The organism is Streptomyces sp. Isolate_45 (genome assembly GCF_024721315.2).
Classification (GTDB): Bacteria; Actinomycetota; Actinomycetes; order Streptomycetales; family Streptomycetaceae; genus Streptomyces.
Window position 1 is genome coordinate 45,967 of record NZ_JANFAK020000010.1, and the last position, 19,112, is coordinate 65,078.

Annotated in this window: 20 protein-coding genes; 15 read left to right on the forward strand and 5 right to left on the reverse strand. The window is 73.2% G+C overall.

Annotation, left to right across the window (positions count from 1 at the left end; translation table 11 throughout):
• Positions 1-11 precede the first annotated feature (11 nt).
• Together NOD94_RS05795 and NOD94_RS05800 are read left to right on the forward strand one after the other, a co-directional pair.
• Positions 12-200 carry a hypothetical protein gene (locus NOD94_RS05795; protein ID WP_281204612.1) on the forward strand — a complete coding sequence of 63 codons (189 nt, stop codon included), beginning with the start codon at positions 12-14 and terminating at the stop codon, positions 198-200.
• On the forward strand, positions 197-742 hold the full coding sequence (locus NOD94_RS05800) for a ferredoxin (protein ID WP_281204613.1): 546 nt from the start codon (positions 197-199) through the stop codon (positions 740-742). The genes NOD94_RS05795 and NOD94_RS05800 overlap by 4 nt, the downstream gene beginning before the upstream one ends.
• Before the next feature lie 3 nt (positions 743-745).
• Here the strand turns inward: NOD94_RS05800 and NOD94_RS05805 are convergent, their stop codons facing one another.
• On the reverse strand, positions 746-1,027 hold the full coding sequence (locus NOD94_RS05805; protein ID WP_281204614.1) for an Lrp/AsnC ligand binding domain-containing protein: 282 nt from the start codon (positions 1,025-1,027) through the stop codon (positions 746-748).
• Complete coding sequence (locus NOD94_RS05810; protein ID WP_281204615.1) at positions 1,024-1,758, reverse strand: rhomboid family intramembrane serine protease; 735 nt, start codon at positions 1,756-1,758, stop codon at positions 1,024-1,026. Before NOD94_RS05810 ends, NOD94_RS05805 begins: the two co-directional genes overlap by 4 nt.
• A 112-nt stretch (positions 1,759-1,870) precedes the next feature.
• Here NOD94_RS05810 and NOD94_RS05815 point away from each other — a divergent pair, with 112 nt between their 5' ends.
• The 7 genes from NOD94_RS05815 to NOD94_RS05845 all read left to right on the forward strand — a co-directional run bounded on the left by NOD94_RS05815 (position 1,871) and on the right by NOD94_RS05845 (position 10,369).
• The gene (locus tag NOD94_RS05815; protein ID WP_007263676.1) at positions 1,871-2,110 is read left to right on the forward strand and encodes a hypothetical protein; all 240 of its coding nucleotides are present in this window, start codon (positions 1,871-1,873) and stop codon (positions 2,108-2,110) included.
• A gap of 39 nt (positions 2,111-2,149) precedes the next feature.
• Positions 2,150-3,514, forward strand: a complete 1,365-nt coding sequence (locus tag NOD94_RS05820) for an NYN domain-containing protein (RefSeq protein WP_281204664.1) — start codon at positions 2,150-2,152, stop codon at positions 3,512-3,514.
• A 255-nt stretch (positions 3,515-3,769) separates the two neighbouring features.
• Positions 3,770-4,807: a C40 family peptidase gene (locus tag NOD94_RS05825; RefSeq protein ID WP_281204616.1), complete on the forward strand. Its 1,038-nt coding sequence runs from the start codon at positions 3,770-3,772 to the stop codon at positions 4,805-4,807.
• A gap of 243 nt (positions 4,808-5,050) precedes the next feature.
• A complete protein-coding gene (locus tag NOD94_RS05830; RefSeq protein WP_281204617.1) occupies positions 5,051-6,094 on the forward strand; it encodes a C40 family peptidase in 1,044 nt (347 codons plus the stop codon).
• A 58-nt stretch (positions 6,095-6,152) separates the two neighbouring features.
• The gene (locus NOD94_RS05835; protein ID WP_281204618.1) at positions 6,153-7,328 is read left to right on the forward strand and encodes a hypothetical protein; all 1,176 of its coding nucleotides are present in this window, start codon (positions 6,153-6,155) and stop codon (positions 7,326-7,328) included.
• 6 nt (positions 7,329-7,334) lie between these two features.
• Positions 7,335-8,477, forward strand: a complete 1,143-nt coding sequence (locus NOD94_RS05840) for a glycosyltransferase family 4 protein (protein WP_281204619.1) — start codon at positions 7,335-7,337, stop codon at positions 8,475-8,477.
• Positions 8,478-8,668: 191 nt separating this feature from the next.
• Complete coding sequence (locus NOD94_RS05845) at positions 8,669-10,369, forward strand: GMC oxidoreductase (protein ID WP_281204620.1); 1,701 nt, start codon at positions 8,669-8,671, stop codon at positions 10,367-10,369.
• On the opposite strand, the gene NOD94_RS05850 is transcribed toward NOD94_RS05845, so the two are convergent.
• Positions 10,308-12,104 (reverse strand): AMP-dependent synthetase/ligase, encoded by a 1,797-nt coding sequence (locus tag NOD94_RS05850; RefSeq protein WP_281204621.1) that lies wholly within the window; start codon positions 12,102-12,104, stop codon positions 10,308-10,310. The genes NOD94_RS05845 and NOD94_RS05850 overlap by 62 nt on opposite strands.
• 264 nt (positions 12,105-12,368) lie before the next feature.
• On the opposite strand from NOD94_RS05850, the gene NOD94_RS05855 reads away from it, so the two are divergent.
• From NOD94_RS05855 to NOD94_RS05880, 6 genes are all read left to right on the forward strand, one after another.
• Positions 12,369-13,151 (forward strand): metallophosphoesterase, encoded by a 783-nt coding sequence (locus NOD94_RS05855; RefSeq protein ID WP_281204622.1) that lies wholly within the window; start codon positions 12,369-12,371, stop codon positions 13,149-13,151.
• 126 nt (positions 13,152-13,277) lie between these two features.
• Positions 13,278-13,718, forward strand: a complete 441-nt coding sequence (locus NOD94_RS05860; protein ID WP_281204624.1) for an SRPBCC family protein — start codon at positions 13,278-13,280, stop codon at positions 13,716-13,718.
• A 209-nt stretch (positions 13,719-13,927) separates the two neighbouring features.
• Positions 13,928-15,070, forward strand: coding sequence for an ArsA-related P-loop ATPase (locus NOD94_RS05865; protein ID WP_281204625.1), 1,143 nt, complete (start codon positions 13,928-13,930; stop codon positions 15,068-15,070).
• Positions 15,071-15,137: 67 nt separating this feature from the next.
• Positions 15,138-15,611: a DUF5304 domain-containing protein gene (locus tag NOD94_RS05870; RefSeq protein WP_281204626.1), complete on the forward strand. Its 474-nt coding sequence runs from the start codon at positions 15,138-15,140 to the stop codon at positions 15,609-15,611.
• A gap of 61 nt (positions 15,612-15,672) precedes the next feature.
• Positions 15,673-16,614: an ROK family glucokinase gene (locus tag NOD94_RS05875; RefSeq protein ID WP_281204627.1), complete on the forward strand. Its 942-nt coding sequence runs from the start codon at positions 15,673-15,675 to the stop codon at positions 16,612-16,614.
• A 69-nt stretch (positions 16,615-16,683) separates the two neighbouring features.
• Entirely contained in the window at positions 16,684-17,448 is a 765-nt protein-coding gene (locus tag NOD94_RS05880) for an endonuclease/exonuclease/phosphatase family protein (protein ID WP_281204628.1), read from the forward strand.
• Positions 17,449-17,624: 176 nt separating this feature from the next.
• Here the strand turns inward: NOD94_RS05880 and NOD94_RS05885 are convergent, their stop codons facing one another.
• Together NOD94_RS05885 and NOD94_RS05890 are read right to left on the reverse strand one after the other, a co-directional pair.
• A complete protein-coding gene (locus NOD94_RS05885; RefSeq protein WP_281204629.1) occupies positions 17,625-18,245 on the reverse strand; it encodes a hypothetical protein in 621 nt (206 codons plus the stop codon).
• On the reverse strand, positions 18,238-19,017 hold the full coding sequence (locus NOD94_RS05890; RefSeq protein ID WP_281204630.1) for an alpha/beta fold hydrolase: 780 nt from the start codon (positions 19,015-19,017) through the stop codon (positions 18,238-18,240). The genes NOD94_RS05885 and NOD94_RS05890 overlap by 8 nt, the downstream gene beginning before the upstream one ends.
• Positions 19,018-19,112 lie beyond the last annotated feature (95 nt).

Below are 19,112 nucleotides of genomic sequence, written 5' to 3' on the forward strand. Positions count from 1 at the left end.
TCGTTCGGGTCATGACGTACGGGGAACCGCCACCCGTGCTCCGCGCGGCCGTCGACAAGCCGCTGCCCGAGGACCCCGAGGGCGAGGCCGCCGGGGCGCGGGCGTACGTCGCGCACATCGCCGCGGATCTCGGCGGCTACCTGTTCCGGCCGGGGCGCGCGGCGCTGCCCGGGGAGGCGCTGCCGGAGCTGGGCGGATGACGTACTGGGACCCGACGCGGGCCCTCGCCGCCGTGAAGCCCGATCCCGTGTTCCCCGAAGGCCCCTGGGGCGGACGGTGGGAGGACCGCGACCGGCTCAACGTGCCGGGCCCGTTCTGGACGGGGATGACCGACACCTGCCTGACGGGACGGCTGCACGCGCCGGACCTCGTCCTGTACGACGACGACGGCTGCGAGTTCGTCTTCCGTCAACCCCGCACCCCGGCGGAGGTGGGCGACCTCTACGCGGCGGCCTGCGAGGAGACCCTGACGGGCTACGGCCACGACGGGGACCTGCACTGGACCCCGGACCTGGTTCGGGAGTGGTGGCGCGAGCGCGCCGGAGTGCGGGAGTGGGCCATGGGCCTGGGATGGGGGCCCTGGGTGACCGATCCGCAGGAGTGGCGCAACGACGCCGCCGCCGGGGCGCGGGCATACGTCGCGCACATCGACGGGGACCTCGGCGCCCACCTGCGCGGGTACCTGTTCCGGCTCCAGGAGGGGCGCCCCGCCCGGGTGGGCGAGGCGTTGCCCGGGCTCTGAACGCTACGCGTCGAGGCCGATCGCGAACGCGGCCTCCAGGTCGTGCTGGGAGTACGTGCGGAACGCGACGTGCGTGTCCGTGGCCTCGACGCCGGGGATCTTGCTGATGCTGCCCGGGATGATGTCCGCGAGGTTCTCGTGACGGGCGACGCGGACCAGCGCGATCAGGTCGTACGTCCCGGTGACGGAGTAGACCTCGCTGACGCTGTCCAGCTGGGCGATGGACTCGGCGATCTCGGGGATGCGGTCCACGCTGGTCTTGATGAGCACGATCGCGGTGATCACGGTTGGCTGTCTCCCTCGCCGGCAGTCACTGGTCGCCTCACTGTAGTCGTACGCCGATACCGGGCCCACGCGTACAGGAAGCCGAGGGAGAAGCCCACCACGTGGGCCAGGTAGGCGACCCCCGGGCCGCTCTCCGCGCGCTGCGCCGCCAGCCATTGCAGGCCGAACCAGAAGAGCAGCACGATCCACGCGGGGAAGCGCAGCGGCAGGAACAGCAGGAACGGGAACAGACTGGTCACCCGGGCGTGCGGGAACAGGCAGAGGAAGGCGCCGAGCACCGCCGAGATCGCGCCGGACGCGCCGACCAGGGTCTGGTCCGAGGAGGCGTTGGCGGCCGCGTACGCGGCCAGCGCGAGGTATCCCGTGCAGACGTAGAACAAGAGGAAGGGGGCCCGGCCCATCCGTTCCTCCGTCATCGCCCCGAAGACGTACAGGAAGAGCATGTTCCCGAGCAGGTGAAGCCAACTGCCGTGGACGAAGAGCGCCGTCAGCGGGGTGAGCAGCGGTCGGCCGGCTCCCGAGAACAACTCGTCCGGGACCACGCCCCAGTGCCGGAAGTACGCGGTGCCCGTCTCCGTCAGCCGGTCGCCCGTCCCGTAGGAGGGGTTGAGGCCCGACGCCGGGCCGAGGACGAACGCCACGCAGCAGCCGGCGATCAGCGCGTACGTGATCACCGGGCCCCGGGCGGCCTCGCGGACGGTCCGCCACCTTACGATCATGCGACAGAGCATGACGCAGGTGGACCCCCTCGGGGGTGGTGCCAGGCCGTAGGGTTACGTGCGCGGTCCGCGGACCGCCGCGGAAGGCTTTAATTGAATGAGCTACGAAGGAGAGAGCGGCCTGATGACGGTTCCCCTGCCGACCGACACCACCCGGTGGCGCTGCACCCTGTGCGGCAACCTCACGCGGTTCGACGTCACCCGATCGTCGAAGGTCGTGGAATACGTCCACCTGGACCTCGCCGGGGAGCCCAAGGTCGAGGAGCGCGAGGTGGTCAGTGAGACCATCGAGTCGGTCCGCTGCCGCTGGTGCAACGCTGTGGACCAGATCGAGCTCGTGGACAGGCCGGGCACCGACTCCTGACGGAGCCGGGCCCACAGTAGATCACGGTAGGGGTGACGGATTGTGGAGCCAGCAAGCGGCGCTGAGCCGGCCGACGAGGCCGGCGACGCCGCCGAGGTGCTCGACCGCCCGCTGCCCGAAGGCGTGCGGCGCCGGGTCGTGGCGCTCGTCTCGGACGCCTTCGGTGGCCTGACGGTCGCCGACCTCCCGGCGCAGCTGCGCCAGTACGCGCGGTTCACCCCGACCCGGCGCGCCAAGTTCGCGGGCAACGCCATGGCCGCCGCCGTCGAGACGGACGCCGTCTTCCGCGGCCGGGTCGCGGAGAAGCTGCGCGAGGCGCAGCCGGAGCTGACCGGCGCCCTGGAGTCGGGTGCGCCGCCCGCCGCGGCCGACCCGCTGGACGTGGCGGCAGCCGCGTACGTGCTGCGCCCGGCCGGCTGGGTCAAGCTGGTGGCCTCCGCGGGCGAGGAGGCGCAGCGCGCCGACGCCGAGCGGGTGGGCGACGAGACGCGGCGCGAACTGGAGCGGCTGCGCGAGGAGCTGGCCCAGGTGCGGGAGCTGCAGCGTTCGGGCGGCGAGCAGGTGCGCGCCGACCTCGAAGCGTCCCGCAAGGAAGCCGAATCGCTTCAGCGCAAGCTGCGCAGCGCCCTGAGCGACGTCAAGCGGGGCGAGGCGGCCCTGCGCAAGGTGGGTGCCGAGATCGACGGCATCCGCGGGGAGGCCGCCGCGCAGGTGGCCGCCGCCGAGAGCGAGTCCCGGCGGCTCAAGTCCCGCCTCGCGGAGGTGGAGTCGGCGCTGGAGACCTCGCGCCGGGCCAGCCGGGAGGGGCGCAGCATCGAGGACATGCGGCTGCGGTTGCTGCTGGACACCGTCCTGGACGCGGCGGCCGGGCTGCGGCGCGAGCTGGCGCTGCCGCCGGTCAACACCCGTCCCGCGGACACCGTGGACGCGGTGGAGCCGGGTCGGATGACGCCGAAGGACATCGCCGCGCGGGCCCTGTCGGAGACCGATCCGGCGTTGCTGGACCAGTTGTTGGCGCTGCCCCAGGCGCATCTGGTGGTCGACGGCTACAACGTGACGAAGACCGGCTACCCGACGATGCCGTTGGAGAAGCAGCGGCTGCGCCTGCTGGGCGGGCTGTCGATGCTGGCCGCGCAGACCGGCGCCGAGATGACCTGCGTCTTCGACGGGGCGGAGCTGGCGGCGCCGGTGCTGCTCGCGCCGCCGCGCGGGGTGCGGGTGCTGTTCTCCAAGGCCGGTGTGACGGCGGACGAGCTGATCCGCCAGCTGGTGCGGGCCGAGCCGCCGGGCCGTCCGGTGGTCGTGGTCTCCACCGACCGCGAGGTGGCCGACGGGGTCGCGAAGGCGGGAGCCCGGCCCGTGACGTCCGCGCTGCTCCTGAAGCGGCTTTCGCGCGTTTCGTAACCGCCGGGCGCAATGCCGGGATTGACGGTGTCCGGAGGGGACGTACCGTCAGTCCGCCGGCACGCAGCGTGCGCCGTTGGTAAAGAAGCGGGCAGGACGGCGGATTTTTCCGTACGGGTATTTGAAGTGATCAAGCGCGTGTCACTAGGGTCTGCTCAAACCTTCGTGCGGTAGTTCACTCATTCGAGTGGCGACGGGGTTGCTGCCGGGCGTGCGTTCCCCCTCGGCGGTCCGAGGAAGAAGGAGCTCGTCTCCGTGGCGTCCCACCGTCGACCCAAGCACCCGGCCCGCGCGCGCGTGACCGTGCTCACCGCCACCGCCGCGGCGGCCGTCGCGCTCTCCTCGCACTCGGCCGTGGCAGCCCCGGACAAACCGAACAAGGACGAGGTCAAGACCAAGGTCGACACCCTCTACGAGGAGGCCGAGCAGGCCACCGAGAAGTTCAACGGGGCCAAGGAGCGCCAGGAGAAGCTGGAGAAGGAGATCGCCCAGCTCCAGGACCAGGTCGCCCGCGGCCAGGACGAGCTCAACACCCTGCGCAACACGCTCGGTTCGATGGCCACCGCCCAATACCGCGGCGGCGGATTCGACCAGTCCGTGGAACTCTTCCTCTCCGCCGACCCCGAGAGCTACCTCGACAAGGCCGCCACCCTCCAGCAGTTGAGCGGCAAGCAGGTCGACGCCATCGGGAAGATCCAGGCCAAGCAGCGCACCCTCGCACAGCAGCGCCAGGAGGCCTCGGGCAAGCTCGCCGACCTCGACGCCACCCGCAAGGAGCTCGGCGAGAAGAAGAAGGCCTCCCAGGACAAGCTCGCCGAGGCCCAGGCCCTCCTCAACACGCTGACCGCGCAGGAGCGCAGGCAGCTGAAGGACGAGGAGGCGAAGGCGGGCGAGGCCGCCCGCGGCGAGGGCGAACGCGCCCCCGCCGCGCCGCCCGCCAACGCGTCCGGCCGGGCCGGCGCCGCGCTCGCCGCCGCCAAGACCAAGCTGGGCAGCGCCTACATATCCGGCGCCGAGGGCCCCAGCGCCTTCGACTGCTCCGGGCTGGTGCAGTGGGCGTACAAGCAGGCCGGGGTCTCCGTGACCCGCACCACCTACACTCAGGCGAACGAGGGCACGCGCATCAGCCGCAGCCAGCTCCAGCCCGGTGACCTGGTCTTCTTCTACGGCGACCTGCACCACGTCGGCCTGTACGCGGGCAACAACACGACCCTGCACGCCTCCAACCCGCGCGGCGGCGTCAAGTACGAGTCGATCGACAACATGCCGTTCCAGTTCGGCGTCCGCATCTGACCCGACCCGCTCCCGCCGGGACGCGCCCGCGCACCGCCCATCCGGGCGAATTCACGCGCCCCGCCGCGACCGCACGCCCCGCCCATGACCTGCGTCTGAGGCGGGGCGCCGTCGTATGTGCCCGCCGCCGGTCGTTGGTCGGGGCGTGGTCGCGCCGCTACTGTCTGCCAGCGCGGAACCCGGCACACGACCGTCCACGGGGGGCGGACCCGGGCCCCGCGCAGCGGAAGGGAGCGGTTCCACGTGGCGTCCCATCGCCGGCCCGGGCTCACCAGCCTCGACCGGAACACCAAGGTCACCGTTTTCACCGCCGCGGCGGCCACCGCCGCCGTAGCCATGACGGGCGCACCCGCCGGTGCGGCCCCCGGCCTCCCGCAGGAGCCCCCCTCGGGCACCCGGGCCCAGGTCGACCGGCTCTTCGAGGAGGCCGAGCAGGCGACCGAGCACTTCAACGAGGCCGGTGAGAAGGCCGACCGGGTCCGGGCCGACATCGGTCGGGCCCAGGACGCGGTGGCCCGCGCCCAGGACCGGATCAACACCATGCGCGGGGTCCTCGGCACCTTCGCCGGAGCCCAGTACCGCTCAGGCGGCCTCGACCCCACCGTCGAGCTGATGCTCTCCGACGACCCGGACGACTACCTGGAAAAGGCCGCCGTCCTGAACCGGCTCAGCGGCCGCCAGGCCCGCCAACTGGGCGAACTCCGCGAGGAGCAGCGCCGCCTCGGCCAGCAGCGCCAGGAGGCCTCCCACAAGCTGGCCGAGCTCGACGCCCTGCGCGCGGACGTGGCCCGGCACAAGCGCTCCGTCACCGCGAAGCTCGCCGCCGCCCGCAGGCTGCTCAACGAGATGCCCACCGCGGAACGCGCCGATTTCGAGCGGTCCTCGCGCTCCGGAGGCCGCCCCGGCGCGCTGCCCGAGCCGGCCGCCCCCGGCCACGCCTCGGGCCGGGCCATGACCGCCGTGATGGCCGCCCGCGCCGCTGTCGGCCGCCCGTACGTGTGGGGCTCCACCGGCCCCTCCGGCTTCGACTGCTCCGGGCTCATGGTGTGGTCGTACCGGCAGGCGGGCGTCTCCCTGCCGCGCACCTCCCAGGCCCAGCGCGGCGCGGGCCGGCAGGTCCCGCTCTCGCAGGCCCAGCCCGGGGACCTGGTGACGTACCGCTCGGACGCCAGCCACGTCGGGATGTACGTCGGCAACGGACAGGTCGTCCACGCCCCGTACCCGGGGGCCCGGGTGCGCTACGACCCGGTCGGGATGATGCCGGTGTCCTCGGTCACCCGGCCGTAGGCCGTCTCCGGCGACGGCCGGGCCCCGCACCGGCCGGCGCGCTGCGTACGATCGGCCGGTGACCCCCTCGCTCCGCTTCGTCGTCCGCCTCCTGCTGCCGTGCCTGCTCGCGGTGGCCGGGTGCACGGCGCCCGCCCCGGCCGGCGTCGACGGGCGGGACGTGCGGCGGGCCGTCGCCGACTGGTCCGCCGCCCCGCCCGCACGGCTCGCCGGGATCCCGCTGGAGGGCTGGGCGTACGAGGTCACCTCGATCCGGCGGGACGGCGCCCGGGCCACCGCGCTCGCCCGGCTGCGCTACGGCCTCACCGGCCACGACGGCGCCCCCACCGAGGCGGACCGCGAGGTCCGGCTCACCCGGGGCCCGGCCGGCTGGCGGGTCGACGGCGACGGGCCCGCGCCCGGGGCGCTGCCGCAGCTGTGGGACCAGGGCGAACCGCTGGTGGCGCGGGGCGCGCACACGCTGGTCCTCGGGGTCGGGCAGAGCCCGCGGACCCTGTCGGACATCGCCGCGGAGGCCGACCGGGCCGTGCCCGCCGTGAGCTCCGCCTGGCCGGGGAAGTGGGCCGGGCGGGTGGTGGTGCTGGTCCCCGGCACCCTGGACGCCATGGCCGCCCTGCTGGGCCGGCCGGCCGACGCCTACCGGGGCCTGGGAGCCGTCACCACGGGCCGTACCGGGACCGGCCCGGCCCCCGCCGACCGGGTCGTCGTCAACCCGGAGGGGTACGCGCAACTGTCCGAGCGGGGGCGGCGGATCCTGCTGACCCACGAGACCACCCACGTCGCGACCCGCGCCGCGACCACCGCCAGGACCCCGCTGTGGCTGTCCGAGGGCTTCGCCGACTGGGTGGCGTACCGCGACACCGGGCTGAGCCCCGCCGAGGCCGCGCCCGCCCTCGGTCGGGCCGTGCGGAGCGGCGAGGTCCCCGCCGAGCTCCCCCCGGACGAGGCCTTCTCCTTCGGCGGCGACCCGGAAGCACAGGCCAGGGCGTACGAGGGGGCCTGGCTGGCCTGCCGACTCGTCGCGGACAAGTGGGGCGGGGCCGCGCTGACCGCGCTGTACGAACGGGCCGGGCGCGAACCGCTCCCGACCGCGACGGCCGAGACCGTCGGGGGAGACCCGGCCGGCCTGACCACCGCCTGGCAGGCGGCGCTGCGCACGGAACTCGGCCGGGACGCGGCCGCCGGCGGCGGGCCGGGCGCGGCGGACCCGCCCCGGACGAGTCCGGTACTTTGACCGGTGATGCACAAGACGCTGATCGTGACCAACGACTTCCCGCCGCGCCCGGGCGGCATCCAGGCCTTCCTGCACAACATGGCGCTGCGCCTGGATCCCGACCGGATCGTCGTCTACGCCTCCACCTGGAAGCACGGCGAGGAGGGCCGCGAGGCCACCGCCGCCTTCGACGCGGAACAGCCGTTCCAAGTGGTGCGCGACCGTACGACGATGCTGCTGCCGACCCCGCGGGTGACCCGGCGGGCGGTCGGCCTGCTGCGCGAACACGGCTGCGAGTCGGTGTGGTTCGGGGCGGCCGCCCCGCTGGGCCTGATGGGCCCGGCACTCAGGCGGGCGGGCGCCCGCCGGCTGGTCGCCACCACGCACGGGCACGAGGCCGGCTGGGCCCAACTGCCCGCGGCCCGGCAACTGCTGCGCCGCATCGGTGAGGGCACGGACACCCTGACCTACCTGGGGGAGTACACGCGCTCGCGGATCGCCTCGGCGGTGACCGACCGGGCGGCGGTGCGGATGGTGCAACTCCCACCGGGGGTGGACGAGAAGACCTTCCACCCCGGATCCGGCGGCGCCGCGGTACGGGCCCGGCTGGGACTGACGGACCGCCCCGTGGTGGTGTGCGTCTCCCGGCTGGTCCCGCGCAAGGGGCAGGACACCCTGATCGAGGCGATGCCGCGGATCCTGGCCTCGGTGCCGGACGCGGTGCTGCTCGTCGTGGGCGGCGGCCCGTACGAGGCGGACCTGCGCAAGCTCGCGGAGTCCACCGGGGTGGCCCGTTCCGTGGTCTTCACCGGTGCCGTGCCGTGGGCCGAACTCCCGGCCCACTACGGCGCGGGCGACGTGTTCGCGATGCCGTGCCGGACCCGGCGGGGCGGCCTCGACGTCGAAGGGCTCGGCATCGTCTACCTGGAGGCCTCGGCGACGGGTCTGCCGGTGGTGGCGGGTGACTCCGGCGGAGCCCCGGACGCCGTACTGGACGGGGAGACGGGCTGGGTCGTCCGCGGCGGCTCCCCCGAGGAGGCGGCCGACCGGATCACGGCCCTGCTCCAGGACCCGGAACTGCGCCGCTCCATGGGCGAGCGGGGCCGGGCCTGGGTCGAGGAGAAGTGGCGCTGGGACCTGCTGGCGGAGCGGTTGCGCGAGCTGCTGTGACCGCTGCGGGCGGGTCCCCTTTCCGTGCGGAGGGGGATTATCGCCCGTGAGGGGCCCGTCGCGGGCGGAGTCCGGCGAATCGGGCGGGCACCACCGGGGTCCGCATACGGTCGAGCCATGTCCGACTGTCACTCAGAAGCGTGTCAGCGCGGGTTATGGCCGGTTGGGCGGAATCCGCTCATGATGCGGCCATGACACCCAACCTGACGCGTCGTCATGTCCTGGGGCTCGGCGCCCTCCAGGCCGCCGCGGCGCTCGGCCTCACCCGCATCGGTCCGGCCGCCGCCGCGGGCGCCGAGCCGCCACCCGCCCGGTACGCCCCCGCCATCGTCGTCGGATCCGGCTACGGATCCGCCGTCGCGGCCCTCCGGCTCGGGCAGGCCGGCGTCCGCACCGTCGTCCTGGAAATGGGGCGGCTGTGGGACACCCCCGGGCCCGACGGCAAGGTCTTCCCCGCCACCTCGACGCCCGACCACCGCTCCATGTGGTTCCGCACCCGCACCGAGGCCCCGCTCGCCCAGTTCCTCTGGCTCGACGTGGTCAACCGCGACATCAGCCCCTACCCGGGCGTCCTGGACCGGGTGAACTACGGCGACATGTCCGTGTACGTGGGACGCGGCGTCGGCGGCGGTTCCCTGGTCAACGGCGGCATGGCGCCGACCCCGCGCCGCTCGTACTTCTCCGAGGTGCTGCCCCAGGTCGACGCCGACGAGATGTACGGCACCTACTACCCGCGCGCCCGAGCCATGCTCGGCGTCAACGACATCGACCCGGCCTGGTTCGAGTCCACCGAGTGGTACCGATTCGCCCGGACCTCACGGAAACACGCCCACAACACCGGCCTGAAGACCGTGTTCGTGCCCAACGTCTACGACTTCGACCACATGAAGCGCGAGGCCGCGGGCACCGCCCCCCGCTCCGCGCTCGCGGGCGAGGTCATCTACGGCAACAACCACGGCAAGAAGAGCGTCGACAAGACCTACCTCGCCGCCGCCCTCGGCACCGGCAACGTCACCATCGAGACCATGCAGCGCGTCGTCGGGGTCCGAACCGACCCGGCGGGCGGATACGTCCTCACCGTCCGGACCAGCGACCTCAGCGGCCGCGTCACGCAGGTCCGCGAACTGGGCTGTCGCCAACTCTTCCTCGGCGCCGGCAGCCTCGGCACGACCGAGATCCTGCTGCGCGCCCGCGAAACCGGCACCCTGCCCGCCCTGAACGACCAGGTCGGGCTCGGTTGGGGCCCCAACGGCAACGTCATGACCGCCCGCGCCAACCACATCTGGGACACGGTCGGCGCCAACCAGGCCACCATGCCCGCCCTCGGCATCGACGACTGGGACAACGCGGCCAACCCGGTCTTCGCCGAGATCGCCCCGCTGCCCATGGGCTTCGAGCACTGGATCTCGATGTACCTGGCCATCACGAAGAACCCGGAACGCGGGCACTTCACCTACGACGCCGCCACCGACTCCGCGCGGCTCCAGTGGCGCCGGGAACAGGGCGACCCGTCCCTGAACGCGGCCAAGAACCTCTTCGACCGCATCAACCGCAGGAACCTCACCGTGTACCGGCACGACCTCTTCGGCGGCAACCGGGCCTTCGCCGGAGACTTCACCTACCACCCGCTCGGCGGCTGCGTGCTCGGCCGCGCGACGGACACGTACGGCCGCGCCAAGGGCTACCAGGGCCTCTACGTGGTCGACGGGTCCCTCGTCCCGGGCTCGCTCGGGGTGAACCCGTTCGTGACGATCACGGCCCTCGCGGAGCGGAACATGGCGCGGATCCTCACCGAGGACCCGCGCTGGGCCGCCGCCCCTTCCGGACCCGTCAGGCCCGGTACAGGTTCTCGATCTCGTCCGCGAAGTCCTTCGCCACCACGTTCCGCTTGAGCTTCAGCGACGGCGTGATGTGGCCCGACTCCTCCGTGAACTGGGAGGGAAGAATGCGGAATTTCCGCACCGATTCCGCCTTGGAAACCGCGGCGTTGCCGTCGTCCACCGCCTGCTGGACGGCGGCGATCAGGTCCGCGTCCTCGCGCAGCTCCGCCGCCGTCACGCCCGCGGGCTTGCCGTTCTCCGCGGCCCAGCGGCCGAGGAACTCCTCGTCGATGGTGACCAGCGCGGCCACGAACGGCCGCGCGTCGCCGACCACCATGCACTCCGCGACCAGCGCGTGGGCGCGGATCCGGTCCTCGATCACCGCGGGCGCCACGTTCTTGCCGCCGGCCGTGACGATGAGTTCCTTCTTGCGTCCGGTGATCGCGAGGTAGCCGTCCTCGTCGAGGGTGCCGACGTCGCCGGTGTGGAACCAGCCGTCGGTGAGCGCCTCGGCGGTCGCCGCCTCGTTCTTCCAGTACCCGGTGAAGACGTGCTCGCCGTGCAGCAGCACCTCGCCGTCGTCCGCGATGCGCACCACGGAGCCCGGCAGCGGCTGGCCGACCGTACCGATCTTCTGCTTGTCCCACGGGTTGAAGGTGGTGGCCGCGCAGGACTCGGTCAGGCCGTAGCCCTCCAGCACCGTGAAACCGATGCCGCGGAAGAAGTGCCCGAGCCGCTCGCCCAACGGGGCGCCGCCGGAGATCGCGTACTCGCCGCGTCCGCCGAGCACCGCGTGCAGCTTGCTGTAGACGAGCTTGGAGAAGAGCTTGTGCTTGAGCTTCAGCCCGAAGGACGGCCCGCGCGGGGTGTCCAGCGCCCGGCTGTACGCGATCGCCGTCTCGGCGGCCGCGTCGAAGATCTTGCCCTTGCCGTCGGCCTGTGCCTTGGCGCGAGCCGAGTTGTAGACCTTCTCGAAGACGCGCGGGACGCCGAGGATCAGCGTCGGCCGGAAGGACTGCAGCTCGTCGGTGAGGTTCTTGATGTCCGGTACGCAGCCCAGCCGGATCGGCGCCAGCACGGCCGCCACCTCCACCAGGCGCCCGAACACGTGCGCGGCCGGCAGGAACAGCAGCACCGAGCACTCGCCGGTCTTGAACAGCGGGCTCAGCCGCTCGACCGCGTTGCCGCACTCGGCGAAGAAGTTGCGGTGGGAGAGCACGCAGCCCTTGGGGCGGCCGGTCGTGCCCGAGGTGTAGACGATGGTCGCCGGGTCGTCGGCGTTCGCCAGACCGCTGCGCTCGTCGACCTCGGCGTCGGTGATCTTGGCGCCCGCGGCCTTCAGCGCCTCCAGGGCGCCCTGCTCGATCTCCCAGACCTCGCGCAGCTCCGGCAGCCGGTCGCGCAGCGCGGCCACGGCCGCGCTGTGGCCCGGGCTCTCGACGATCGCCGCGGCGGCGCCGGAGTCGCCGAGGATCCACTGGATCTGCTCGGGGGAGCTGGTCTCGTACACGGGGACGGTGACCGCGCCCGCGCTCCAGATCGCGAAGTCGAACAGGACCCACTCGTAGCGGGTGCGGGAGATCAGGGCGACGCGGTCGCCCGGCTGGATCCCCGCCGCCATCAGACCCTTGGCGGCCGCCCGCACCTCGGCGAGGAACTCCGTCGCGGTCACGTCCTGCCACCGACCGTCCACCTTGCGGCTCATGACGGCGGTGTCTGGATGCTGAGCGGCGTTGCGGCGGATGAGATCCGTCAGGTTCCCGTCCGACGGGACCTCGTACAGAGCCGGAAGGCTGAACTCGCGCAAGACTGCTGCTCCTCTGGGCGCCATCGCCACCGTGTGGACCGACCGGACGTTACCCACCGGTAGTGGGTTCCGGATAGAGGGAACCGGCCAGATGTTCCGTGCGTCACATTCTGTACATCGTCAGACATTGCCAGAACGACGCACGCCCGGTATCGGCGATGCCGACAGTAGTCGACCCTGTTTGCGACTAGGAAGTAACCGCAGGTCCGGCAGGCTTCCGGAACCGCTCTACCCGTCGGGCCCGGTCGCCCCTAGGGTGTCGGCATGGGTGGCAGCAGGAGTCGTACGAGGGTCCACGTCGTCAGCGACGTCCACGGCAACGTCGAGGCGCTCGGTCGGGCCAAGGACGGCGCCGACGCCCTGATCTGTCTCGGTGACCTGGTGCTCTTCCTCGACTACGCCGACCACTCGCGCGGCATCTTCCCCGACCTGTTCGGCGTCGAGAACGCCCACCGCATCGTGGAGCTGCGCACGGCCCGGAAGTTCGGCGAGGCACGCGATTTCGGCCGCCGGCTGTGGGCCGGGCTGGACCGGGACCGCCTGATCGAGGAAGCCGTGCGACGCCAGTACGCACAGATGTTCGCGGCCTTCCCCTCCCCGACGTACGCCACCTACGGCAACGTCGACGTCCCGTCGCTGTGGCCCGAGTACGCGGGCCCCGGCACGACCATCCTCGACGGCCGGCGCGTGGAGATCGGCGGCCGCGTCTTCGGCTTCGTCGGCGGCGGCCTGCCCTCGCCGATGCGCACGCCCTACGAGGTGTCCGAGGAGGAGTACGCCGCCAAGGTGGAGGCTCTGGGCGAGGTCGACGTGCTGTGCTCGCACATCCCGCCCGAGGTCCCCGAGCTCTGCTACGACACCGTGGCACGCCGCTTCGAACGCGGCAGCGAGGCCCTGCTGGCCGCGATCCGCCGCACCAAACCGCGGTACGCGCTCTTCGGGCACGTCCACCAGCCCCTGGTCCGGCGCATGCGGATCGGCGGCACGGAATGCGTGAACGTGGGCCACTTCGCCTCGACCGGGCGGCCGTGGGTCCTGGAATGGTGAACTCCGCACCGCCCACGAGGTGACGGGAGGTGCTGGAGTGGCCGCACCCACACGCGCGGTAGCCTTCACGCGGCGGCCGGAGGCCTCCCGCACACTTGTCGAACAGTCCCCGGAGGAGCGACCGCGATGGCGGAACACACCAGCTCAAGCATCACGATCGAAGCCTCGCCGGCCGACGTCATGGCCGTGATCGCCGACTTCGCCCGCTACCCCGAGTGGACCGGCGAGGTGAAGGAGGCCGAGGTGCTCGCCACCGACGCCGAGGGCCGGGCCGAGAAGGTGCGCCTGCTGCTCGACGCGGGCGCGATCAAGGACGACCACACCCTCGCCTACTCCTGGAAGGGCTCGGACGAGGTCAGCTGGACGCTGGACAAGTCCCAGATGCTGCGCCAGCTCGACGGTTCGTACCGGCTGGCACCGCTGGACGGCGGCCGCCGTACCGAGGTGACCTACCAGCTGACCGTGGACGTCAAGATCCCGATGCTGGGCATGATCAAGCGCAAGGCGGAGAAGGTCATCATCGACCGCGCGCTGGCGGGCCTGAAGAAGCGCGTCGAATCCGCCTGACCCCGACGGTGACCCGGCCCCGAACCCGCCGACGCCCTGACGCGCCGCCCGCACGGGGCGCCGCCGGGCGCTCGGCCGGTCGGGCGGCCCGGGCTCCGCGCCGGACTCCGTCCGTCGGGCCGGCAGGTCGGTGCTACGGCCCGAGGGGCCGGTCCCGTTGCCGGACCATCCCCCCCGGTGGCCTTGCGGCCCCGTGCACGAGGAGAACCATGCCCCGCACCCTGCTGATCACCGGCCCCGGCGGGGCGGGGCGGACCACCGTCGCCGCCGCGACCGCGCTCGCCGCGGCCCGCGCCGGACAGCGGGTGCTGCTGCTCTCCGGGGACCCGGCGGCAGACCCCGGTACGGTTCCCGGGGTGCGGTTCGCCGGCATCGACTCCGGCGAGGAGTTCCGCGCCGAGCTCGCCGCCCTCCAGGAACGCGGAGCCTCCCTCATCGGCATGCTCGGCGGACGCCCGCTCGGCGCCGAGGAACTCACCGAACTGCCCGGCGCCGAACAGTTCGCCCTGCTCCGCGCCCTGCGCCGGGCCGCCGCCGCACCCGCGACCGACCTCGTCGTCGTGGACATGCCCCCGCTGCACCAGACCGTGACCACCCTCGCCCTCCCCGCGCAGCTGCGGAGGTACCTGGCCCGGCTGCTGCCCGCCGAACGGCAGGCCGCCCGCGCCCTGCGCCCCGTACTGGCCCAGCTCGCCGGCGTCCCGATGCCCGCCCGGTGGCTCTACGAGGCCGCCGCCCGCTGGGACGAGGAGCTCGCCGCCGTCCAGGCCGTCGTCGAGGCGGCCGACACGGCCGTCCGCGTCGTCGCCGAGCCCGGGGCCGCAGCGGACGACGCCCTGCGCACCGGCCTCCTCGGCCTCGCCCTGCACCAGCTGCCCGTCACCGACCTGGTGGCCAACCGGCTCGCCCCCCGGGACTCCGCCGACCCCTGGGTCGCGGGCATCGCAGCCCGGCAGGACGAGTACCGCGAGGAGTGGGCCCGGTACCTCCCCGTCGTCGCCCTGCCCCACCCGGGCCGGGAGCCGCGCGGCTCCGAGCAGCTGGCCGCCCTCGCCGCCGCGGGCCCGCTCGACCCGCCGGCCGCCCCCGGCCGCCCGCACTGGAGCGTCGAGGACCGGCGGACCGAGGACGGGGTGCTGGTCTGGGCGGTGCCGCTGCCCCGCGCCCGCAAGAGCGAGCTCGACCTGATCCGGCGCGGGGACGAGCTGCTCCTCGCGGTGGGCCCCCACCGCAGGATCGTTCCGCTGCCCTCGGTGCTGCGCCGCTGCACCGTGTCCGGCGCCGGCCTCACCGACGGCGTGCTCCGCGTCCGCTTCACCCCGGACCCGCAGCTGTGGCCACGGGCGCACTGAGCGCCGTACCGCCGTTCGGGTAAGGTCGAATGTGGCTGCACCGTACGCCCCGCAAGGAGAGTCCGCGATGAGCGAGACCGCCGACCGTCCCACCGATGACGACGCCTGGGCGAAGGCCTGCGAGGAGGACCTCGCCGCCGAGCGGGAGCGCCGCCGCGCCGGACGCGACGGCGCCGGACCGGGCAACGGAACCGCCGCCGAGGAACTGTTCAAGCTCTTCGAGGCCGTGGCCGAGAAGGTCTCCTCCCTGAACAACCCGCTCGTCGGCGCCGTCGCACAGGACGCCGTACGCCAGTTCGTCAACCAGGCCAAGACCGCGGCCAAGCCCGTCGTCGAACGCAATCCCGAGGTCTTCGACCACCTCGCGGCCGCCGGAGCGGAACTCCTCGCCGCCTACCGCTCGGCCGTCGAGGGCCACGAGCGCCGGTGGACGCGGGACGAGCCGACCACCCCGCCGACCCCCCGCAAGGACGGCGCCCCCGGTCACGGACCCGACGACGACCCCGGAGCCGGCCCGGCCGAGCGGATCGATCTCGACTGATCCTCCGGCCGCCTCGGGTACGGTGGGCCGTGGCGGGGCTTGACCGGAAACCGAGGGACTAATGGGACTCACCATCGGCGTCGACATCGGCGGCACCAAGATCGCGGCCGGCGTGGTCGACGAAGAGGGCACCATCCTTGAGACGTACAAGGTGCCCACCCCGCCGACCGCGGACGGGGTGACGGAGGCCATCTGCGCCGCCGTCGCCGAAGTCAGCAGCAACCACACCATCGAAGCCGTCGGCATCGGCGCCGCCGGATATGTGGACGACAAGCGCGCGACCGTGCTCTTCGCACCGAACATCCACTGGCGGCACGAGCCGCTCAAGGACAAGGTCGAGCAGCGCATCGGCCTGCCGGTGGTCGTCGAGAACGACGCGAACTGCGCCGCCTGGGGCGAGTACCGCTTCGGCGCCGGCCAGGGCCACGAGGACGTCATCTGCATCACGCTCGGCACGGGTCTGGGCGGCGGCATCATCATCGGCAACAAGCTGCGGCGCGGACGCTTCGGCGTCGCGGCCGAGTTCGGCCACATCCGCGTCGTCCCCGACGGCCTGCTGTGCGGCTGCGGCAGCCAGGGCTGCTGGGAGCAGTACGCCTCCGGCCGCGCCCTCGTCCGCTACGCCAGGCAGCGCGCCAACGCCACCCCCGAGAACGCGGCGATCCTGCTCGCCCTCGGCGACGGCACCCCCGAGGGCATCGAGGGCAAGCACATCAGCCAGGCGGCCCGCCAGGGCGACCTGGTGGCCGTCGACTCCTTCCGCGAGCTGGCCCGCTGGGCCGGCGCCGGCCTGGCCGACCTCGCCTCCCTCTTCGACCCGTCGGCGTTCATCGTCGGCGGCGGCGTCTCCGATGAGGGCGACCTCGTCCTCGACCCGATCCGCAAGTCCTTCAAGCGCTGGCTGATCGGCGGCGCGTGGCGGCCCCACGCGCAGGTGCTGGCCGCGCAGCTCGGCGGCAAGGCCGGACTCGTCGGCGCGGCCGACCTGGCCCGCCAGGGCTGACCCGCCCTTCGTCATGACCGCCCGTCGCGCCCCTTGGGGGAGCGGCGGGCGGCTGCGTATGTTGCGGGCATGGACCCGACGCCGCACCTGCCGCCCAAGTCCCTTACGGAGCCCGACGGTTCCGTCGTCATCCGGGTACTCGCCTACAACATCCGCTCACTGCGCGACGACGAGGACGCCCTCGCCCGGGTGATCCGGGCCTGCGAGCCGGACCTGGTCCTCGCCCAGGAGGCCCCGCGGTTCTTCCGCTGGCGCAAGCACGCGGCCAGGCTGGCCGCGAAGTGCGACCTCGTGGTCCTCGGCGGGGGAGCGACGGCGGCCGGGCCGCTGCTGCTGTGTTCGCTGCGGGCCCACGTCGAGCGCACCGAGGACGTCCTGCTCCCGCTCACCCCCGGCCGGCACCGGAGGGGATTCGCCACGGCGGTGGTCCGCTTCGGGGCGGTCCGCCTCGGGGTGATCAGCGCCCACCTGTCGTTGGCCCGGGAGGAGCGGATGCGGCAGGCGGTGATGCTGCTGGACCGCGTCGGGTCGATGGACGCCCCGTACGTGATCGCCGGGGGCGACGTGAACGAGACCCCGGGCGGGGCCGCCTTCGGCCGACTCGCCGGGGCGCTCCAGGACTGCTGGGCGGTCGCTCCCTGGGGCGGTGAGCAGACCTTTCCGGCGGTTCCGGGCGCCGATCGGCGCGTCGACGCGGTCTTCGCCTCCCGGGGGGTGGAGGTGCTGGCCTGTGGGGTGCCGGCGGGGTTGCCCGGGGTGACGTCCGCCGATCTGGGTGCGGCCACCGATCACCTGCCGGTGCTGGCCGTTCTCCGGCTTCCGGCCGCGCGGTAGGGCGGGTACCGGGCGCTGCGCGGGCCGCTCCCCGCCCCGCCCTCTCGCCGTTTCCCGGGACTGCGCCCCGGCCCCCCTTCGGGGGCTCCGCCCCCGGACCCCGCGCCTCAAAACGCCGGCGGGGCTGGATGAGGGCCCCGCACCCCGCGCCCTCGGGCGCGGGGTGCGGGTGAGGGTCAGACCACCGCGCCGCGTCCCGGGTCGTCGTCATCGTCCTCGTCGCCGTGGGCCATGCGGGCCACCAGGGTGGCGAAGCCGCCCAGGAAGCCGCCGATGCCCAGGGTGGTCAGCCACCAGGTCATGTTCCACTGGAGCAGCACCGCCAGGAGCAGCAGCACCGGGCCGCCGACCACCGCCAGCCACGCGAACTTCGCCGTCGTGTCCGCGGGCGGGAGGTCCGGTTCCGGAGGAACGAAGTGGCCCTCCTCCGCCGCGCTCAGGTCGTCGTCCTTCGGTTCGGCCGGTGTGTGGTCCCGAGGACCCGTCCCCGGTCCACCCACACCCACGCCCGGGGCGAAGACCACCGAACTGCCCAGCGGCGGCAGGGGATCCGGGTCGGCTCCCTTGTCCTTGCCCTTGCTCTTTTCCTGGCCCTGGCCCTGGTCCGCGTCCGACGCGGGCGCCGGCGGGGCCGGCTTCACGTCCTCCTCGGGCAGCATCAGGTTCTCGATCGGCCGGAACGGCCGGGCCCCGGGCGGGTCCGGGGGCTCCTGTCCGTATCCGGCGACGATCGCGGCCCACGCCGCCTCCTCGTCCAGCGGGGGAACGCCCCCGGACGACTCCTCGTGCTCAGCCACCGCTGGCCGCCCCCTCCTTGCCGACGCTCTTCGCGAGCCGACCGACGAACGCATAGCTGTCCGCGAAGATCCGCTCCGCGTCATGGTCCAACGTCGCGACGTGGTAGCTCTGTTCCAGCAGGGTCTCGGTGACGTCCGTGGAGGACACCCGGGCCAGGATGCGCGCCGAGTCGACCGGCGGTACGACGTGGTCCTGCGGGCTGTGCAACAGCAGCACCGGCTGCGTCACCTGCGGCAGCTCGGCGTCGACCAGGTGGAAGAACTTGCGCAGGGAGTGCGCGGCCCGGGTCGGGACCCGGTCGTAGCCGACCTCGACGGAGCCCGGCTTGGCGATGTCGCTGGCGATGCCCGGCGTCGACCGGATGAAGTGCTTGGCCACCGGAAGCGCGACGGCGAGCGGGTCGTGCACCTTGTTGGCGGGGTTGACGAGCACGATGCCGCTGATCTCGTCCCCGTGCTTGGCCGCCAGCCGCAGGGTCAGCGCGCCACCCATCGACAGCCCGAACACGAACACCTGCTCGCAGGAGTCCAGCAGCTCCCGCAGCGCGCGGTCGACCTCCGCGTACCAGTCCTGCCAACCCGTGAGCTGCATGTCCTGCCAGCGCGTCCCGTGCCCGGGCAGCAGCGGCAGCGACACGGTCAGTCCGCGCTCGGCGAGATACTCGGCCCAGGGGCGGAGCGACTGCGGCGAACCGGTGAAGCCGTGGCAGAGAAGCACGCCGACCTCTCCGCCCTCGTGGCGGAACGGCTCTGCTCCAGGGAGGACGGGCACCAGAGTCTCCTTGTCGATCAGGATGCGCGGGAGTACGGGGAGCGTTGCGCTGTGTGACTTCACCGTACGCGACCGGGGTGGTACCGACCAGGGTC